Origin of the sequence: Nocardia sp. NBC_01388, assembly GCF_045040085.1 — a bacterium.
Classification (GTDB): domain Bacteria; phylum Actinomycetota; class Actinomycetes; order Mycobacteriales; family Mycobacteriaceae; genus Nocardia.
Genome location: NZ_CP109553.1, coordinates 4,003,827 through 4,022,143 on the forward strand (window position 1 = coordinate 4,003,827; position 18,317 = coordinate 4,022,143).

General features: G+C 67.5%; 18 protein-coding genes. 6 read left to right on the forward strand and 12 right to left on the reverse strand.

The window, feature by feature from the left end:
- Nucleotides 1–83: 83 nt before the first annotated feature.
- The 3 genes from OG716_RS19870 to OG716_RS19880 all read right to left on the reverse strand — a co-directional run bounded on the left by OG716_RS19870 (nt 84) and on the right by OG716_RS19880 (nt 2,788).
- Entirely contained in the window at nt 84–581 is a 498-nt protein-coding gene (locus OG716_RS19870) for a hypothetical protein (protein ID WP_355129524.1), read from the reverse strand.
- Nucleotides 578–1,333, reverse strand: coding sequence for a 4-hydroxy-tetrahydrodipicolinate reductase (dapB, locus tag OG716_RS19875; protein WP_405138995.1), 756 nt, complete (start codon nt 1,331–1,333; stop codon nt 578–580). The genes OG716_RS19870 and dapB overlap by 4 nt, the downstream gene beginning before the upstream one ends.
- A gap of 339 nt (nt 1,334–1,672) precedes the next feature.
- Nucleotides 1,673–2,788: an alcohol dehydrogenase catalytic domain-containing protein gene (locus OG716_RS19880; protein WP_405138996.1), complete on the reverse strand. Its 1,116-nt coding sequence runs from the start codon at nt 2,786–2,788 to the stop codon at nt 1,673–1,675.
- A gap of 99 nt (nt 2,789–2,887) precedes the next feature.
- On the opposite strand from OG716_RS19880, the gene OG716_RS19885 reads away from it, so the two are divergent.
- Nucleotides 2,888–3,544, forward strand: a complete 657-nt coding sequence (locus OG716_RS19885) for a class I SAM-dependent methyltransferase (RefSeq protein WP_405138997.1) — start codon at nt 2,888–2,890, stop codon at nt 3,542–3,544.
- Nucleotides 3,545–3,595: 51 nt separating this feature from the next.
- Here OG716_RS19885 and OG716_RS19890 read toward each other — a convergent pair whose 3' ends face one another.
- The 3 genes from OG716_RS19890 to OG716_RS19900 form a co-directional block, all read right to left on the reverse strand.
- On the reverse strand, nt 3,596–4,306 hold the full coding sequence (locus OG716_RS19890) for a hypothetical protein (protein WP_405138998.1): 711 nt from the start codon (nt 4,304–4,306) through the stop codon (nt 3,596–3,598).
- A gap of 111 nt (nt 4,307–4,417) precedes the next feature.
- A complete protein-coding gene (locus OG716_RS19895) occupies nt 4,418–5,791 on the reverse strand; it encodes a pentapeptide repeat-containing protein (protein WP_405138999.1) in 1,374 nt (457 codons plus the stop codon).
- Between the two features lie 262 nt (nt 5,792–6,053).
- Entirely contained in the window at nt 6,054–7,256 is a 1,203-nt protein-coding gene (locus OG716_RS19900; RefSeq protein ID WP_405139000.1) for an MFS transporter, read from the reverse strand.
- 92 nt (nt 7,257–7,348) lie between these two features.
- Here OG716_RS19900 and OG716_RS19905 point away from each other — a divergent pair, with 92 nt between their 5' ends.
- The gene (locus OG716_RS19905) at nt 7,349–7,672 is read left to right on the forward strand and encodes an ArsR/SmtB family transcription factor (RefSeq protein WP_405139001.1); all 324 of its coding nucleotides are present in this window, start codon (nt 7,349–7,351) and stop codon (nt 7,670–7,672) included.
- Between the two features lie 32 nt (nt 7,673–7,704).
- The gene (locus tag OG716_RS19910; protein ID WP_355129508.1) at nt 7,705–8,211 is read left to right on the forward strand and encodes a GNAT family N-acetyltransferase; all 507 of its coding nucleotides are present in this window, start codon (nt 7,705–7,707) and stop codon (nt 8,209–8,211) included.
- 11 nt (nt 8,212–8,222) lie between these two features.
- Here the strand turns inward: OG716_RS19910 and OG716_RS19915 are convergent, their stop codons facing one another.
- Complete coding sequence (locus tag OG716_RS19915; protein WP_405139002.1) at nt 8,223–9,644, reverse strand: VWA domain-containing protein; 1,422 nt, start codon at nt 9,642–9,644, stop codon at nt 8,223–8,225.
- A 90-nt stretch (nt 9,645–9,734) separates the two neighbouring features.
- Between OG716_RS19915 and OG716_RS19920 the strand changes: the two genes are divergently transcribed.
- Complete coding sequence (locus tag OG716_RS19920) at nt 9,735–10,334, forward strand: TetR/AcrR family transcriptional regulator (RefSeq protein ID WP_405139003.1); 600 nt, start codon at nt 9,735–9,737, stop codon at nt 10,332–10,334.
- A 228-nt stretch (nt 10,335–10,562) separates the two neighbouring features.
- Here the strand turns inward: OG716_RS19920 and OG716_RS19925 are convergent, their stop codons facing one another.
- The 4 genes from OG716_RS19925 to OG716_RS19940 form a co-directional block, all read right to left on the reverse strand.
- Nucleotides 10,563–11,927: a M16 family metallopeptidase gene (locus OG716_RS19925; protein ID WP_405139004.1), complete on the reverse strand. Its 1,365-nt coding sequence runs from the start codon at nt 11,925–11,927 to the stop codon at nt 10,563–10,565.
- Nucleotides 11,928–12,073: 146 nt separating this feature from the next.
- The gene (locus OG716_RS19930) at nt 12,074–14,338 is read right to left on the reverse strand and encodes a polyribonucleotide nucleotidyltransferase (protein WP_405139005.1); all 2,265 of its coding nucleotides are present in this window, start codon (nt 14,336–14,338) and stop codon (nt 12,074–12,076) included.
- Between the two features lie 431 nt (nt 14,339–14,769).
- Complete coding sequence (rpsO, locus tag OG716_RS19935; protein WP_067529397.1) at nt 14,770–15,039, reverse strand: 30S ribosomal protein S15; 270 nt, start codon at nt 15,037–15,039, stop codon at nt 14,770–14,772.
- 162 nt (nt 15,040–15,201) lie between these two features.
- A complete protein-coding gene (locus OG716_RS19940; protein ID WP_405139006.1) occupies nt 15,202–16,155 on the reverse strand; it encodes a bifunctional riboflavin kinase/FAD synthetase in 954 nt (317 codons plus the stop codon).
- 133 nt (nt 16,156–16,288) lie between these two features.
- On the opposite strand from OG716_RS19940, the gene OG716_RS19945 reads away from it, so the two are divergent.
- Both OG716_RS19945 and OG716_RS19950 read left to right on the forward strand, forming a co-directional pair.
- Complete coding sequence (locus OG716_RS19945) at nt 16,289–17,062, forward strand: metal-dependent transcriptional regulator (protein ID WP_405139007.1); 774 nt, start codon at nt 16,289–16,291, stop codon at nt 17,060–17,062.
- 164 nt (nt 17,063–17,226) lie between these two features.
- A complete protein-coding gene (locus OG716_RS19950; protein ID WP_405139008.1) occupies nt 17,227–17,535 on the forward strand; it encodes a hypothetical protein in 309 nt (102 codons plus the stop codon).
- A 6-nt stretch (nt 17,536–17,541) separates the two neighbouring features.
- On the opposite strand, the gene OG716_RS19955 is transcribed toward OG716_RS19950, so the two are convergent.
- Entirely contained in the window at nt 17,542–18,276 is a 735-nt protein-coding gene (locus OG716_RS19955) for an SDR family oxidoreductase (RefSeq protein WP_405139009.1), read from the reverse strand.
- Between the last annotated feature and the right edge of the window lie 41 nt (nt 18,277–18,317).

The window sequence follows — 18,317 nt, forward strand, 5'->3', positions numbered from 1 at the left end:
CTGCGCCCGAAATGACCGGGGCCGCTGCGCCTGGAATGACCGGGGCTGCTGGGTCCGAATGAGTGGCTGCCGGCCCGGCGGGCTCAGCCGGTCTGCGTGGTGCGTTCCTGGCGTTCCAATTCGACTGCGCGGCGCATGATTTCGCGGGCGCGGGTGCGGTCGCCGGCGTAGTCGTAGGCGCGGGCGGCGCGGTAGTTGCTGCGCCAGTTGTCGGGGTCGGCTTCCCATTCCGTTTTGACCTGCTCGAAGAGCTGGTCGGCGGCGGCGCGTTCCAGGCGGCCGGAGGGGCGGCGCGGGAGGTCGGAGGTGTCCAGTTCCAGGCCCTCGGCGTGGATGCGGCGGGCCAGGTGCTGGTGGGCGAAGGCGGCGCGGACGCTGGAGGCGACCACCCAGACGCCGAGCAGGGGCAGCAGGAAGACGCCGACGCCGAGGATCGCCGCCGGGATGGAGCCCGAGGCGATGAGGCTGACGGCGATGCGGCCCAGCAGGATGAAGTAGAACCCGAGCACCAGCACCAGTGCCGCGATGAAGGCGACCCGCTTGCCGACCTCGCGGGTGTTGTTCTCCGGGGTGGTGCTCACAGGTCCAGCAGCGGGTCGATGCCCACGGTCAGGCCGGGGCGCAGCGGGGTCTTGCGCACACCGAGCAGTACACCGGGGACGAAAGAGGTGCGGTCCATGGAGTCGTGTCGAATGGTGAGGGTCTCGCCCTGCGTGCCGAAGAGCACCTCCTGGTGCGCGACCAGACCGGCCAGGCGCACCGAGTGCACGCGCACACCGTCGACATCGGCGCCGCGCGCACCCTCGAGCTCATCGACGGTGGCATCGGGGCTGCGGCCGACACCGGCCTTCTCCCGGGCCGCGGCAATGATCCCGGCGGTGCGGTAGGCGGTGCCGGACGGCGCGTCCAGCTTGTTCGGGTGGTGCAGTTCGATGACCTCGACGGAGTCGAACCAGCGGGCCGCCTGTTCGGCGAAGCGCATGGACAGCACCGCGCCGATGGCGAAGTTGGGGGCGATGAGCACGCCGACCTCGGGCTTGGCGGCAATCCAGTCGCGCACCCGACCGAGCCGCTCGGCATCGAATCCGGTGGTGCCGACCACGGCGTGAATACCGTTCTCCACCAGCCACTTCAGGTTCGGCATCACGACGCCGGGGCTGGTGAAGTCGACCACGACCTCGGTACCGGCGGCGGTGAAGGTCTCCAGGGCGTCATCCTTGTCGACCTGGGCCACGAGCTCCAGATCGGCGGCCGCCTCGACACCCGCGCAGATCGCCTGCCCGACCTTGCCGCGCGCTCCGAGTACACCCACCCGGATCCGGTTCGTGGTCACCACGTCTCCTCACATACTTCGCCTGGACAACCCCAACGGGTCTCGCCTGAGCCTATCGGGTCGCTGTACAGCGCTGCGGAACCCCCGTGACGTGCCGGATCGGGGCGGACGAGCTACCCAATGGCAAATATTCAGGTCGTGGTCAACTCACGGTCGGAGAGGCCCGCGCAGCCGCGCAGTGCGGTCCCGCGCAGCCGCGCAGTGCGGTCCCGCGCAGCCGCGCAGTGCGGTCCCGCGCAGCCGCGCAGTGCGGTCCCGCGCAGCCGCGCAGTGCGGCAGCCGTCCTGAACTGCCCCGCCACGCGATGCGGCCGCGCAGTGCGGCGGATTACATTGCGGGTCAGTCGAAGACGATCACCTGTCGCAGGGCGTGCCCCGCGGCCAGCTCGTCCATACCCGCATTGATGTCCTCCAGCCGGATGCGGGAGGAGACCAGGCGTTCGACCGGAAGCTTGCCCTCCCGCCACATGCGGACGTACTCGGGGATATCACGGGACGGGACCGCCGAGCCCAGGTAGCTGCCGATAATGGTGCGGCCCTGGGCAACCAGGCCCAGCGGCGAGATGCTGGCCATCGCATCGGGCGCGGGCAGGCCCACGGTGACGGTCTTGCCGCCGGTGGCGGTGGCGGCGACCGCGGTTTCGAAGGCCCGCACATTGCCGGCGGCCTCGATCACCACTTCGGCCTGGATGTGCTGATCGGCGATCTCCTGTGGCGTATAGGCCGCTGTCGCACCGAGTTCCAGGGCGATCTTCAATTTCTCCGGCACCGTATCGACGGCGATCACATCGCGGCCGGTGCCCTCCCGCAGTGCGGCCCCGACCAGTACGGCCGCCATTCCGACGCCGCCGAGCCCGACCACCATGATGCGATCCGCGGGTGTCGGCTGCGCCGAATTCAGCAGCGCCCCACCGCCGGTCAGCACCGCGCAGCCGAGTACGGCCGCGACGTCCGGCGGCACATCGTCGTCCACCGGCACCACCGAGTGGCGGTCGACCACGGCATGGGTGGCGAATGCCGAGACCCCGAGGTGATGGTGCACCGGCTCACCGTCGCGCAGCAGCCGCCGTCCGCCGCTCATGAGTTCGCCCGAATTATTGGCCATACTGCCGGGCAGGCAGGGGGTACGGCCCTCGGTGGCGCAGCCGGAGCATTCACCGCAGCGCGGCAGGAAGGTCATGACCACCCGCTGCCCGACGGCGATATCGCTCTCGCCCGGACCCACGGCCTCGACCCGGCCGGCGGCCTCGTGCCCGAGCAGCATGGGCACCGGGCGCACCCGATTTCCGTCCACCACCGACAGATCCGAGTGGCACAGTCCGGCCGCCTCGATCCGCACCAGCAACTCGCCGGGGTTGGGTTCACCCAGGTCGAGTTCGCTCACCGTAATCGGTTTCGACTCCGCAAAGGGCGCTGACGCCCCGATTCGTTCCAGGACAGCTCCACGAATCCTCATGGGCCCGACGCTACTCCACCGCACCGGTCACCCACAGCTCGGCAAACCTTCCCAGACAGTTCGAAATCTGCTTCGATGAGGACAAGATTAGGAGCACACATGAACAGCACTTCCCTCACCACGGGCAACCGTGCCCTCAACCGGGTGGTGACCGGGTTCTTCGGCAATGTCGCCCGCGCCTACGACACCGCGGCACTGCAGCAGGCGGTGTATCGCCCGCCGCAGGACCAGGTGGTTTCCGAGCTGCGGGCGGCCGGATCCCGCCGGATCGCCGATATCGGTTGCGGCACCGGCATTCTCACCTCGCGCATCGCGCGCGAACTGCATCCGGAGGTGACCTACGGCGTGGACGCCTCCACCGGCATGCTGGAGCAGGCCCGCGCCCGGTCCGCCGACGTGCACTGGCGGCACGCCGCCGCCGAACATCTCCCGCTCGGTGACGGTGAATTGGATGCGGTGGTCTCCACCAGCGCTTTCCACTTCTTCGACCATCCCGTGGCGCTGCGCGAATTCTATCGGGTGCTGGTTCCCGGCGGCCTGGTCGCCATTGCCACCATGCACCCGTCGGCGCCCACCGCCCGTCCGATACAGCGCCTCACCCGCAGCCCCCTGTTCCCCGCGCACGCGCCGTCCCCCAGGGAGGTCCGGAAGCTGCTGGAGGATGCCGGGTTCGAACTGCAGGATCAGCGCAAGGTCGCGCGTCCCCTGCCGTCCTGGCTGATCCCGGACGTCATCACCATCGCGCGGCGGGTGTAAATCCGGTCGGGTCCTGGTGCGAGCCATTGCGGTCGCATCAGGACCCGAGTGTCACTTGCCCGGATCGTCTCCGCCGCGGAAGCAGACGGTCATCCGGCGTTTGTCCCAGACGACCCACACCGCGCCCTTGCCGTCCCGCGGGCAGCCCGCGCCGCTGGTGGAGTCCTCCAGCACCGCGGTGGCCTGCACGATGTGATCGCCGGGTGTACCGCAATCGACCTTCGACGGTTCGTCCATATGCGCTGTGTCGTAACAGACTCCGACGCGCCAGTCGAAGGCCAGGCACAGATGGTAAAGCTGCTTTCCGGAATGATCCTTGCGGCTGGTCTCGAGTTCGAACAGCGGGCCGGCGCAGGGTTCCGGGCCGGTCTGCAGGACGCGGTAGTTCGCGTCGAGAGAAGTGCAGTCGGCGGGATCGGGCGAACCGGGCTTCCAGGTCGGAGCGCCGGAGGCATCGGTCGCGGCCTCCATCGGAACCTCGACGCAATCACCCGGCTTCAGCAGCGACATCGGATCCGGGGCAACGGGTTTGGCGCTGGTCGTGGGGGCCGTCGAACCCGCCGGGACCAGGCCGGGCGCGGGCGGCACGGCGGTGCCGGCGACGGTGTCCCCCGTCAGCACCGCCACCCCGGGCTGTACGCCTGCCGCCAAGGCCAGCCAGCCGGAAATGCCCAGCGCAAGGGTCACGAGCACCAGTGCGCGTTTGCCCCGGATGACGAGAAAACCCACGATCGCGGACGAGAACAGCAGTGCCACTGCCACTTCGACGACAATCCAATGAATGCCCAGCGTCCCCACTACGATCCCCTACTCGTTACCGCTGCAAGCTATCGCACGGGACGATACGGAGGCAATCCGACAAATCGGGTCGCGCTAGGCGGTGCGCTCCGGCAGGTTCTCCGCCGGGGCCGGGGGCCACTGCTCGGGCAGGATATTGGCGGGTTTGGTGGCGGGCGTCTCATTCCAGTCGAAGTACACGCCGACCCACGCCTTCGGGCGCTCGAAGCTGACCTGTCTGGCATCGAAGACCGCGCGCCGGAAGGAGATCTCCCCGAAGAAGTCACCGCCGGCGAAAACCGCCGAGCGCCCGCCGAACACCGCATCGGCGAAGGACACCTTGCCGTGGTATTCGGCCCGGGAGAAGTTCACCTCCTGGGTGCGGCCGGACCGCCAGCGGGTACTGCCGCCGAGATGCGCGCAGTCGAAGGAGGTGGCCTCGGAGTAGAAGCGGGCGGAGGTGAAAACCAGTTTGGCGCCGAAGAATTCGGCGCCGGTGAAGGTCAGCCGATCACCGTCGAAAATCGCGCGCTCGAAGGAGGTCAGCTCGGCGGTGAACTTGGCATTGGCGAAACCGCTGCGTTCACCGGCGAATTTGGCGCGGGTGAACGCGGTGCGCGCACCGCCGAACTCCGCGCCGTCGAAGCTCACCGGACCGCCGAAGGTGGCATCGATGAAAGTGGTTCCGGTACTGCCGCGTTCACTGCGCGCGACCCGCGCATGGCTGAAGCGGGTCTGATCGAAGGAGGTGGTGGCACCGCGGAACATGGCCCCGCGGAAGGTGACCCGCTTACCGAGGAAAGCCGCCTTCTCGAAACTGGTGGCGCGGCCGCCGGTGAACATGGCATTGCTGAAGCGGGTATTGCGCCCGGCGAAGACGGTGTAGCGGAAGTCGGCATTCTCGAAGGCAGCGTCGGAGAAGTCGAAATCGCAAGCGGACCAAGACACTTCGGCGGAGGTCCGCAGATGTTCGGTGATCACCCGCACGATCGTCTCGCGGACCTGCCGGTCGTTCTGCCGGTAGTGGTACACCCGCTCGACCGCCGTCCCGGCATCCTCGATGCGCTGGGATTTGGAGACCAGATGGCTGGCGCCCTCATCCGGCGCGTACGGCAGTCGCAGATATCCGCAGAGCACATCGACACACTGCTGGCGCCGCCCCCGGGCCGAGAACTCGTCCGCGACGCCGGCCATGGCGTACACACCGGCAAGCCGCACCGCCACATCGGGATTGCCCAATTGGGTGGCCGCGGCGCCGAACACCTCGGCGAACCTGCCGCGCTCATTGTCGCGCTGCCGCCGATAGGCGACCACCAGCGCCACCGCGCCGCCCACGCCCGCCGTCACCGAGAGCGCGATCTTGGTGAGATCCACCTGATTCGGCGTCTCCGCCCTGGCGCCGAGCAGCTCCCACATCACCCACCAGGTGAGCGCCGCGATGGCCAGTCCACCCAGGACAGCGAACACCACCGACAGCAAGAGGGCCGACCGATGTACTGCCCGGTTCCACACTCCCCCGAACCTCCCCCACCACCGCATAGCGGAAGGATAGCGATCGCGCCCGCACAACGCACGGCAAGCCCGGATTCCTGATCTCCGACAGGCTTTTTCGCCGCCCGGACCGAAAAAGGCACCGCATTCGATCAACAGTCCCGGGGCTGCGGGCCGGCAGTCACCCGGGCCCGCCCGGCTGCTCGCCGGACGGGCCATAACTCTTCGGGGTGGTGCGCGCTCAGGCCTTCCGCGGCCGCAGACCCAGCCCGGCTGCCGTCAGGCAGGCCAGTGCCACCGCCACGACGAACCAGGGGAAGACGGCAGTCAGACTCCAGGTGGTCGCCGCCCAGCCCGCGACCACGGTCGGCAACGCCATGGCCGAGTAGGCGAGCAGGTAGTAGGCCGACATGGTCTCGCCCCGCTTGTGGTGCGGCACAACGCTGGACAGGTGCCGCAGCGAACCGCCGAAGCCGAGTCCGAAGGTGGTGCCCAGCAGGAATCCGGCCGCCAGCACCAGCACCCAGTTGTGGGTGTTCAGCGCCGGGATGGTCAGCAGCAGTGCGATCGCCATGCCGATATCGCCGATGATCGCCGCGCGGCGAGCGGGAATTCCGCCCGCGAAGTACTGCGCTCCGGCGCCGGCGATCGCGGTCGAGGCCACCACCGCGCCACCGAAGACCAGATTGTGAATGCCGGTCTTGGCCGACGCCAGTGCGGGATACAGCGACAGCAGCACGCCGAGCACCGACCAGGCCGCCATCACACCGAGTGCGGAGAACCAGAAATCACTGCGGATTTCCGAGGGCACGGCCGGGCGGGAAATCTTGATGCGGCCCGCGATGCGCGCGGTATGCGGTTCCCGCAGCGCCAGCACACCCGCGCCGATGGCCAGGCAGGCCAGCGTGATCACCACGTACGGCGTGCGCAGCGGATACGGCGCGTACTGCGCGAGCAGCGCCGAGCCCAGAATCGCCACTGCCATACCGATATTGAAGGCCACACCGGACAACTGCCCGGAGCGCGCGCCCTGAGTCGGGCGCAGGTCGAGCAGAGCGGCCGCACCCGCCACCACGGTGGCGCCGACCGCGAAGCCGTGCAGCGCCCGCGCCACCAGCAGCATGGCCACATTGTCGGCGAACAGGAACACCACCAGACCGAGAATCATGAGGGCGCAGGCGCCCAGCAGCACCGGCTTGCGGCCGACCACATCGGAGATGCGGCCGGAGACGAGCACTGCGACCAGGGCGGCAACGGCATAGACGGCGAAGACGAATGTCGTAGTGAGCGGCGAGAAATGCCACGCCTGCTGATACATGCCGTACAGCGGCGCGGGTGCGCCCGAAACTCCGAGCGCTACGCCACCGGCGGCAAGTATGAGCGCGTAGGCCCAGGTCTGGCTGCCCTGCTCCACCGGAGCCGCAACCGTCGCTGTCGCTGCCATCACACCCTCCATCAGGTAAGTTCGATTACTATCGAACCTGACCATACGCCTGGTTCGATGATCGTCAAACCAGTTCCCGAGTGAGGTATTTCATGCCCGACACCTACGACACGCCCGCGGTGGCCCCGATCGCACCGCTGCCGACCGTTCTGGTCGCGCTGCAGGACCCGGTCCGCCTCGAAATGGTGCGCCGGCTGGGCAATGCGAGCGAGCCGCTGCGCTGCACCGCGCTCTACGACGCGATCAGCAAGTCGACCGCCGCCTACCACTTCAAGATCCTGCGCCTGGCCGGACTCACCGAACGCCTCACCATCGACGGCCAGACCTGTCAGCGACTGCGCCTGGCCGAGGTCGACGCGGAACTGCCCGGACTGCTGGACGCGGTCCTGAGCGCGGCGAACCGCCTGTCCGACTGACCTCGGGCGAGATGGTGCGATAGCGTTTACGAATGCGCATTCGTGCCGCGACGATCGACGATCTCCATATCCTGCAGGACATCGAGGACGCGACCGGCGAACCGTTCCGGGAACTGGGCATGATCGAGGTCGCCGATGACGACCCGCCCGCGATCGAGGTACTCGAGGAGCATCGGCGCGATGGCCGGGCCTGGGTCGCCGTCGATGACAGCGACACCCCGATCGCCTACCTCATCAGCGAAGAGGTCGACGATACCGAGCACATCGGCCAGGTCTCCGTACATCCGAACGCCGCGCGCCGCCGTATCGGCGCCATGCTCATCGACACCGCCGCCGAACACGCCCGCGCCGCGGGCCTGTCCGCCCTCACCCTCACCACCTTCACCGAAGTCCCTTGGAACGCACCGTATTACGCGCGCATCGGCTTCCACGAGGTGGAGGAGGACGAGTTGACCCCCGGCCTGCGCAAGATCCGCGCCAACGAGGCCGAACTGGGCCTGAACCGCTGGCCGCGCATTGTGATGCGCCGGGAGCTGTAGCCGCGATCGGGTCAGCGGAGGATGCCGGCCCGAGTGGCTTCGTCGATCCAGGCGGGGAATTCCGAGAGCAGGCGGTCGTAGAGTTCCGGATCGGTGATCTGGTCCATATCGTCGACGGCGAAGAAGCCGACATTGTCGACGCGGCGGCCCGCCATGGTGTCGAGGCGTTCCAGGACGCCGTAGCCGGAGCGGGTGCCGAGGCCGACGAACTGCCAGAAGATGGGTTCCTCGACGGCGGCGCGGAGTTCCTGTTCGATCTCGCCGTTCTTGTAGACGCCGCCGTCGGAGAAGAAGAGCACCAGGGTGGGGACGGGCAGCGGCTGGGCGCGGATATAGGAGCGGACCTCGGCGATCACCTTCTGCTCCTCGTTCTGGATGCCCACGGTGCGCATATCGATCTGGCCGGGCCGCAGGTCGCGGGGCGGCTTGCGATTGCCGAACAGGGAGAGCTTGCCGCAGCGGACGTGTAGCGAAATCCATTGCGGCATATCGGCAATGGCCAGATCAGGGAGGCGGGCCGGGGTGCTGGCGAAGGTCCAGGCCTGCATATCGCCATTGTCGTCCAGCTGAGCGGCGACCGCGGCCATGCGCTCCACCACACGGTGCACCAGCTGCTTGTCGTAGAGCGGGGTCATGGAGCCGGAGGCGTCCAGCACCAGCACGACGCGTGCGGTGAGGCCGGAAATTCCGCGCTTGGCGAGGCTGACCGCCACCTGTTCCTTGCGCAGAGACAGGCGTTTTCGCATATCGACGGGCAGGCGCTCTTCACCCTTGGTGAGCCGGATACCGGGCTGCGAGGCAACGGGCGTGGGTCCTCCGGGGACAGGGCGGGCCGGCGCGGCGTATGCGGGCGGCGGCATGGGCGCCGCGGGCGGCGGCAGGTTCGGCGGCGCGGTCGCGACGACCTGCGGTGCGGGCTCCTTCTCGACCGTGATGCCGAAATCTGTTGCCAGCCCGGCCAATCCACTGGACCAGCCCTGACCGACGGCCCGGAACTTCCAGGCCCCGCCACGCCGATACAGTTCCCCGCACCACATGGCAGTCTCCGGGCCCGCCACAATATCGAAGTGCGCTATCTCCGCATCGCTCGCGGCATCGATCAGGCGCAGTTGCAATCCGGGCACCTGTCCGAAGGTCCCGCCGTCGGCGGACGCGCAGACCGCGATGCGTTCGATATCCCCCTCGACCGCAGCCAGATTCACCTCCAGGGCGTCGAAGTCGCCGCGCTTGCCGACATGCCGCACGGCCCCACCGGGATGCTGCGGCTGGTTGTAGAAGACGAAATCCACATCCGACCGCACCCGCCCCGCCGCGGTCAGCAGGAGCGCCGATGCGTCGACCCCGGGCACCCCGGGTCCGCCCGTCCAGGCCAGCACGGCGCGAACAGCATTGGCAGCGACCGGCACATTGGACCCTTTGCTGAGATTCGTCACGCGCACCAGTGTGCCCGCATCACCGCAATCGCAACACCGAGCGGCAGATTGCGCATAGGCGCGGCGATCTCGCGCGCGTAGGCTTCTGACATGACAATCACCGACAATTCGGTTGTCAGCATTCGTGATCGGATTGTGGGCCTGGCCTACGACGTGGTCACCCGCCAAGGCGTGCGGGCTCTCGACGTCCATGCCATCGCGGCCGGTGCCGGAATCACGTACGTCGAACTGCAGCAGCACTTTCCCACCACCATCGACTTGGTCAGGGCGGTATTGCAGCGCCGGGAACGACTCTGGACCTTCGGACTCATCGAAGAACAGTCCCGGCGCCGGGGCGAAACACCCGAGCAGCAGCTGCTGGCGATCTTCGACGTCTTCGACGAATGGTTCGCCGCCGACGATTTCAACGCCTGCACCTTCATCAATGTGCTGCTCGAAATGGGCGCGGATCACCCGCTGGGCCGTGCGGGCATCGAACACCTGCAACGCATTCGCGACATAGTCCGCTATCGCGCCGAACGCGCAGGCCTATCCGATATCGACGATTTCGCCCGCTCCTGGCACCTCCTCATGAAGGGCGCGATCATCGCCGCCGCCGAGGGCGATCTGCTCGCCGCCCGCCGCGCGAAGAAAATGGCCCGTATGCTCCTCGAAGCGCACCACCCGACTGCCGACGGCCATCCCACCTGAACCGGCAGCCCAGCCTCCCCGCGCCCCCGGCAGCCCGAGTCGACGGCACAGCGGTTCGCCAGCAGAACAGCCCTTGTCCCACTCGCACAGGACTTACACGAACTGCGCGGCACCGACACCAGCTGCGCGGCGCGAAGATGAGGGCGGACCGCCGACGGCACAGCACTCATCCGAACCGCACAGCGCTTACACGAGCTGCGGGGGTCGGAGCAGGGCTGTGCGACAGGGTCAGTCGACGAGGCGGCGGACGACGGCGGGGAGGTCGCGGGTGCGGCGGTAGGGGCCTGCTACCGAGGCGCCGATGGGGCGGGAAAGCAGGGTGGCGGCGATGCGGGAGACTTCGTCGGTGGTGACTTCGTCTATGCGAGCGAGGGTTTCGGAGACGCTGCGGTGATTGCCGTAGCTGAGTTCGCTGCGGCCGATGCGGTTCATGCGGGAGCCGGAATCCTCCAGGCCCAGCACCAGACCGCCGCGCAGGGAACCCTTGGCGCGGGCGCACTCGGCATCCGTAATGCCATCCGCCGCAACCTCTTCCAGTACGCCACGCGCGAGACTCGCCACCTGCCCCAGATTTTCGGGCTGGCAGCCGAGGTACACCGAGAAGGCGCCGGTATCGGCGAAGGTGTCGACGCTGGAGTACACCGAGTACGCCAGGCCGCGCTCCTCCCGAATCCGCTGGAACAGACGGGAACTCAGGCCACCGCCGAGCACGGTATTGAGAATCGACAGCGGCCAGCGCTTATCGCCCTCATGCCTGCCGAAGGCGCGGGTACCGAAGACCAGGTGCGCCTGCTCGCTGTCCCGGTGCATGCGAATCAGCTCGGGACTGGTGCGGGGACGGAATTTACCCTCACGGCGCGGCGCGGGTTCGCGCACCGGATCGAGACGACCGGCGAAGGCGCGATGCACCAGTTCGACGGTGTGCTCGTGCTCGATATTGCCGGCCACCGCGACCACCATCTGGTCGGGCCGGTAGCGCCGCTGATGGAAACCGCGCAGCTGCGGGGCCTGCATGCTCTCGATGCTCTCGATACTGCCGATCACCGGACGGCCGATGGGATGGTCACCGAAGAGCGCGGTCAGAAAGGCATCGCCGACCATATCCTCGGGATCGTCATCGCGCATGCAGATCTCTTCGAGCACCACCTGCCGCTCGACGGCGACATCCTCGGCGCGGCACAGCCCGTTGAGCACCACATCGGACACCAGATCCACCGCCATGGGCAGATCCTCGTCGATGACATGCGCGTAGTAGCAGGTCTGCTCCTTGGCGGTGAACGCATTCAGTTCGCCGCCGACAGCATCCATGGCCTGCGCGATATCGAGCGCCGAGCGGGTGGGTGTGGCCTTGAAGAGCAGGTGCTCGAGGAAGTGCGCGGCTCCGGCGACGGTCGAACCCTCATCGCGCGAGCCGACGCCGACCCATACGCCGATGGAGGCGCTGCGCACCCCTGGGACATGCTCGGTGACAATGCGCAGCCCGCCGGGCAGCACGGTTTTGCGCACACCGGTGTCGGCGTACACCGCTTCGGACGTGGAGAGAACCAGTGCAGAACTCTTACCCGACAGTGGAGTGTCCTTCTTCCGACCCATGCTTCCCAACCCGCGTCTCGAACTCACTGAGTGTCTACGACCTATGTACCTGGTGTCTACGAACTATGTACCTGCAGAAGCCGGTGGCCCCTCGCTCCATTATCCGGAGCAAGGGGCCACCGCACTTTACGTCAGAGCTACGACAATCACTCGGCCGCTACGGTTTCGGCGACGGGGGCTTCCGCGTTCTCAGCGGACTCCTCCTCGACCGGAACCAGCGAGATCTTGCCGCGGTTGTCGATATCGGCGATCTCGACGCGGATCTTGTCACCGACGTTGACCACGTCCTCGACCTTCGCGACCCGCTTGCCGTTGCCCAGCTTCGAGATGTGGACCAGGCCGTCACGGCCCGGCAGCAGCGAGACGAACGCGCCGAAGGCAGTCGTCTTGACGACCGTGCCCAGGAAGCGCTCGCCGACCTTCGGCAGCTGCGGGTTCGCGATGGCATTGATCAGATCGATCGCCGCCTGCGCCGCAGGGCCGTTGGTCGCACCGACGTAGACGGTGCCGTCATCTTCGATCGAGATGTTGGCGCCGGTTTCCTCGGTGATCTGGTTGATGACCTTGCCCTTGGGCCCGATCACCTCGCCGATCTTGTCCACCGGGATCTTGATGGCGGTGACGCGAGGCGCGTACGGGCTCATGTCGTCCGGGGTGTTGATGGCCTCGGCCATGACATCCAGGATGGTCATGCGGGCGTCGCGCGCCTGGTTCAGCGCACCGGCGAGGACCTGCGACGGGATGCCGTCGAGCTTGGTGTCCAGCTGCAGCGCGGTGACGAACTCCGGGGTACCGGCGACCTTGAAGTCCATGTCGCCGAAGGCATCCTCGGCGCCGAGGATGTCGGTCAGCGCGACGTAGCGGACCTCGTCCTCGCCCTTGGCGTTCTTGATGGTGTCGGACACCAGGCCCATGGCGATACCGGCGACGGGGGCCTTGAGCGGCACACCGGCGTTCAGCAGCGACAGGGTCGAGGCGCAAACCGAGCCCATGGAGGTGGAACCGTTGGAGGACAACGCTTCCGACACCTGGCGAATGGCGTACGGGAACTCTTCCTGCGACGGGAGCACCGGCATCAGGGCGCGCTCGGCGAGGGCGCCGTGGCCGATCTCGCGGCGCTTCGGCGAACCGACGCGGCCGGTCTCACCGGTGGAGTACGGCGGGAAGTTGTAGTGGTGCATGTAGCGCTTGGAGGTCTCCGGCCCGAGGGAGTCGACCTGCTGCGCCATCTTCACCATGTCGAGGGTGGTGACACCCAGGATCTGGGTCTCGCCGCGCTCGAACAGCGCCGAGCCGTGGGCGCGCGGGACAACCGCGACCTCGGCCGAGAGGGCGCGGATATCGGCCAGACCGCGACCGTCGATGCGGAAGCTGTCGGTCAGAATGCGCTGGCGCACAAGCTTCTTGGTGACCGAGCGGAAGGCCGCGCCGATCTCCTTCTCGCGGCCGACGAAGTCCTCGGCCAGCGCCGAGAGCACGTCGAGCTTGATCTCGTCGATCTTCTCTTCGCGCTCCTGCTTGGCGGCGATGGACATCGCGTTGTTCAGCGGGGTCTTCGCGGTGCCCTCGACGGCCGTGTACACGTCCGGCTGGTAGGCCGGGAAGACCGGGAACTCACCGGTGGGCTTGGCGGCCAGCGCCGCCAGGTCCGCCTGCGCCTTGCAGAGGCGGGCGATGAACGGCTTGGCGGCCTCGAGTCCCTGTGCCACAACGGTTTCCGTCGGAGCGGTGCCACCGTCGGCGATCAGGGACAGCACGTGGGTCGGGGCCTCGGCCTCGACCATCATGATGGCGACGTCACCCTCGACCACGCGGCCGGCGACGACCATGTCGAACACGGCGCCTTCCAGCTGCTCCACGGTCGGGAACGCGACCCACTGGTCACCGATCAGGGCGACGCGCACGCCGCCGACCGGACCCGAGAAGGGCAGGCCCGCAATCTGAGTGGAGGCGGAGGCCGCATTGATGGCGACCACGTCGTACAGATCCTTGGGATCGAGCGACATGACCGTCACCACGACCTGGATCTCGTTGCGCAGGCCGTCGACGAAGGACGGGCGCAGCGGCCGGTCGATCAGGCGGCAGGTCAGGATGGCGTCGGTGGAGGGGCGGCCCTCACGACGGAAGAACGAGCCGGGGATGCGACCCGCGGCGTACATGCGCTCTTCGACGTCCACCGTCAGCGGGAAGAAGTCGAACTGCTCTTTGGGGTGCTTACCGGCGGTGGTCGCCGACAGCAGCATGGTCTCGTCGTCCAGGTAGGCGACGACGGAGCCGGCGGCCTGCTTGGCCAGCCGGCCGGTCTCGAAACGGATGGTGCGGGTGCCGTAGCTGCCGTTGTCGATCAGCGCGACGGACTCGAATACGCCGGGCTCGACCTCGGCGGCGGAACTGGTCACTGTTTCGGTCATTCTCTTCTCTCAACCTCTCGTCTTCGCCGGATGCCAGCGCCGCTTCCCCGTATGGGACGGCAGCGCGATCCGACTGTTGTGTCCCCTTGACAGGGGCAAGCTGTACCCGGCACGGGCTCGCGGCGACCCTCCTGGCCTACGCGCGCACACCCGGCCGTCTCCCCTTGGAAACGGCGACGCGGAGGCGGTCATCGATCGAAGCCCTCCGGCAGCGCGGTGTTTCTACCTCTTGCTGCGCCCCGAAAAGCCACTACCGAAGACCGACGCCACGGATCAGGTGCATACGGCTCGTGTTGGCGTGCATACGGCATCGTTCACCGGATGCACGAATGGCCAACGAGGAGATTCTATGCCTCCCCGTCGGCCGGTTCGTCAACTGCCCAGGGCAGTCGTGTTGTGTCGCGTGAAGCCGCGGCACGGTATCGCAAAGACTAGCGACGCAGACCCAGACGCTCGATCAGCGAACGGTAACGCGCGATGTCGTTGGCCTGCAGGTACTTCGAGAGCCGGCGACGGCGACCGATCAGCGCAAGCAGACCGTGGCGCGTGTGGTGGTCGTGCTTGTGCACCTTGAGGTGCTCGGTGAGGTCGGAAATCCGCTTGGACAGCATCGCGATCTGGGCTTCCGGAGAACCGGTGTCCGTCGGGTGCAGGCCGTACTCGGCCAGGATGGCCTTCTTCTGCTCGGTGGTCAACGCCACGAATTCACTCCTGATTTTCCAGTCCGCGCTCGGAAACCCGGGACGAAAGTCGAAACCGGCCCGGTTGGGCGCTGCCGCAGACCACAGCAAACCCGACGGATCAGGTTACCGGACCGGTGACCTGGACCGTTAATCGCCCCTGGCGGATCACGCGGGGACGTGCTATTCGGCCACGGCTTCCGCGGCACTGAGCACCTTGCGAGTCTGCTCGACATCGCGGCGGATGGCCTCCACCAGCTCCTCGATGGACTCGAATTTGCGCATGCCGCGCAGCTGTTCGACGAAGTCCACCGCGACATGCTTCTCGTACAGGTCACCGTCGAAGTCGAGGATATGCGGCTCGACCGTGCGGGTGCGGCCGTCGAAGGTGGGATTGGTGCCGACCGAGATGGCCGCCATCCGCCGCTCCCCCGGTGCGTCCAGCACGCTGAACCAGCCGGCGTACACACCATCCGCGGGAATCGCGCCGTGCATGGTCGGGGCCACATTGGCGGTCGGGAAGCCGAGCCCCTTACCGCGACCGTCACCGTGCACGACCACGCCTTCGACCCGATGCGGGCGGCCGAGCGCCTCGGCGGCGGCCGCGACATCGCCCTCGGAGAGGCAGGCGCGGATATAGGTCGAGGAGAAGGTGACGGCATGTTCGCCGAGCAGCTGGACGCCGTCCACATCGAAGCCGAAGCGGGTGCCGAGCTCGCGCATGGTGTCAACCGTGCCTGCCGCCTGCTTACCGAAGGTGAAGTTGTCGCCGACCACCACTTCGGAGACGTGCAGCTTGTCCACGAGCAGCTGTTCGACGTACTGCTCGGGCGTCAGCTTCATGAAATCTTTGGTGAACGGCATGACCAGGAAGACGTCGATACCGAGCTCTTCGACCAGCTCCGCACGGCGGTGCAGGGTGGACAGCTGCGGCGGATGCGAGCCGGGCCGCACCACGTCGACCGGGTGCGGATCGAAAGTCATGAGGACCGACGGAACACCCCGCACCGCAGCGGATTTCACCGCACGGCTGATGAGCTGGGCGTGACCGCGGTGCACGCCGTCGAACACCCCGATCGTGAGGACACACCGGCCCCATTCCGCGGGCATCTCATCGAGACTTCGCCATCTCTGCACACCGGAAGCCTACGCAAAGCGCGTCACAGACAGTATTCCGCGGTGCGGATCTTCACAGGAGGAAGCATGGCGGTCACCCCTCGTTCACCTGTATCTACCAGCAGGCGCGCCGATGTGTGAAACCCGCGCGGCTGTGCCTAAGCTCGAGTACGTGCCTGGAAAACGAGACATCGCCACCCGTCGCGAGCTGGCCGATCCGTCCGAACCCACCGGTACCCTCACCGCCGTCGCGACCAGCGTTGCTCCCGTCCTGTCCGCTGTCGCACAGGACTATCTGAAGGTGATCTGGACCGCGCAGGAATGGTCGCCGGAGAAGGTGTCGACCAAGCTGCTCGCCGAACGCATCGGCGTGTCCGCGTCCACGGTCTCCGAGGCGGTTCGCAAGCTCGCCGATCAGGGCCTGGTCCAGCATGCGCGCTACGGCGCCATCACCCTCACCGAGGACGGCCGCCGCGCCGCCATCGCCATGGTGCGCCGGCACCGGCTCATCGAGACCTTCCTGGTCAATGAACTCGGCTACGGCTGGGACGAGGTGCACGATGAGGCGGAGGTGCTCGAGCACGCCGTCTCCGAAACCCTCATGGCGCGCATCGACGCCAAACTCGGCTATCCGGACCGGGATCCGCACGGCGACCCCATTCCCTCGGTCGACGGTGCGGTCCCGACGCCGCCCGCACGGCAGCTCAGCGATTTCGGCGATGGCGAGATCGGCCGGGTGGCGCGCATCTCCGATTCCGATCCGGCCATGCTGCGGTACTTCGATTCCCTCGGCATCGCCCTCGACACCCCGATCACCGTGGTGGAGCGCCGCGATTTCGCGGGCACCATCGCCGTGCGCATCGAAGACCGCACCATCGATCTCGGCAGCATCGCCGCCGAGGCCATCTGGCTGACCCACGAAAATTGAGGGCTCGCGGAAACGATCATTCTGTGCTTCGAAAGTCCCACCGGGGCAACCGAATTCACTGCGCACCGGAATGATCGAATAAGCCTCCGACTGGGCGGTCGCTATGTACCGTGCTGCCTCAACGTCACTCGACGTCGAAGCAGTACCCGTACAAAGGATCGACCTTGAAGCGCTCACTTCTCGTCGGCATCGCCGGCGCAACCATCGCCCTCGGCACCGCCGGCTCAGCCTCCGCCACGCCACTGAACCTCGAAAACCCAGCCACTGTCGCCGATTCCGGCAGCAGCGACACCGGCAGCAGCGCTGCCACGTCCGCCATTATCGGCCCGCTGGTCAGCCTCCTGCCCACCGGCTCGACCGCCGGAATCAGCAACGCCATCGGCGCTGTCGCCACGATCCTGCTCGCGCCGATCGGGCTGCTGTGCTCTATGTCCAGTGGTGGTCACGGCTGCCTGGCCGGGCAGAGTCTCTAGGTCGCATCAGACCAGCCGGTGGCCGCCGTCCACATGCAGGACCGTGCCGGTGATGAAGGGGTTGCGCAGGAGCGAAAGTGCTGCCTGCGCAATGTCTTCCGGGCGGCCGAGGCGGCCTGCCGGTAGGCGTTCGGCCATGGCGCGCAGGCGGTCCGCCTTGTCGTCCCAGGGCATGTTGTCCCATACTCCGGTCTCGACCCAGCCGGGCGAGAGGACGTTCACGCGGGTGGGGGCGAGTTCGATGGCGAGGGCGCGGGCCAGCCCCTCCAGGGCGGCGTTCACGGCGGCCACCATGGCCCCGCCCGCGGCCGGGCGGTAGGCGGCGATGCCGGAGGTGAAGGTGAGGGAACCGCCGGGGGTGATGCGGGCGTGCTTGGCCAGGAGCATGGAGCCGATCAGTTTGGTCTCGAGGAAGCCGCGGCCGTTCCCGAAATCGAAAGTACCTACGGGACCGTAGGCTCCGCGCAGATCGGCGGCGGTGGTGATCACGTGATCGACCGCGCCGACGGTATCGAAGAGTCGCCGGACCTGGTCCTCATCGCTGACGTCCGCGGTGATGGCCTCGAGCTTGCCGTCACCGAGTTCGCGTACCGCGTCGGCGAGTCGCTCGGCCGAGCGCCCGACGATGGTCACCTCGCTGCCCGCGGCCAGCAGTGCGTCCGCGATCGCCTGGCCCATACCGGAACCGCCGCCGATCACGACGGTGCGGCCGAGCTGAATATCGAATCCCTTGTCTGTCATGGCTTTCAGCAAACCCGCGGCGGCAGTGCGCGTCCATGTCG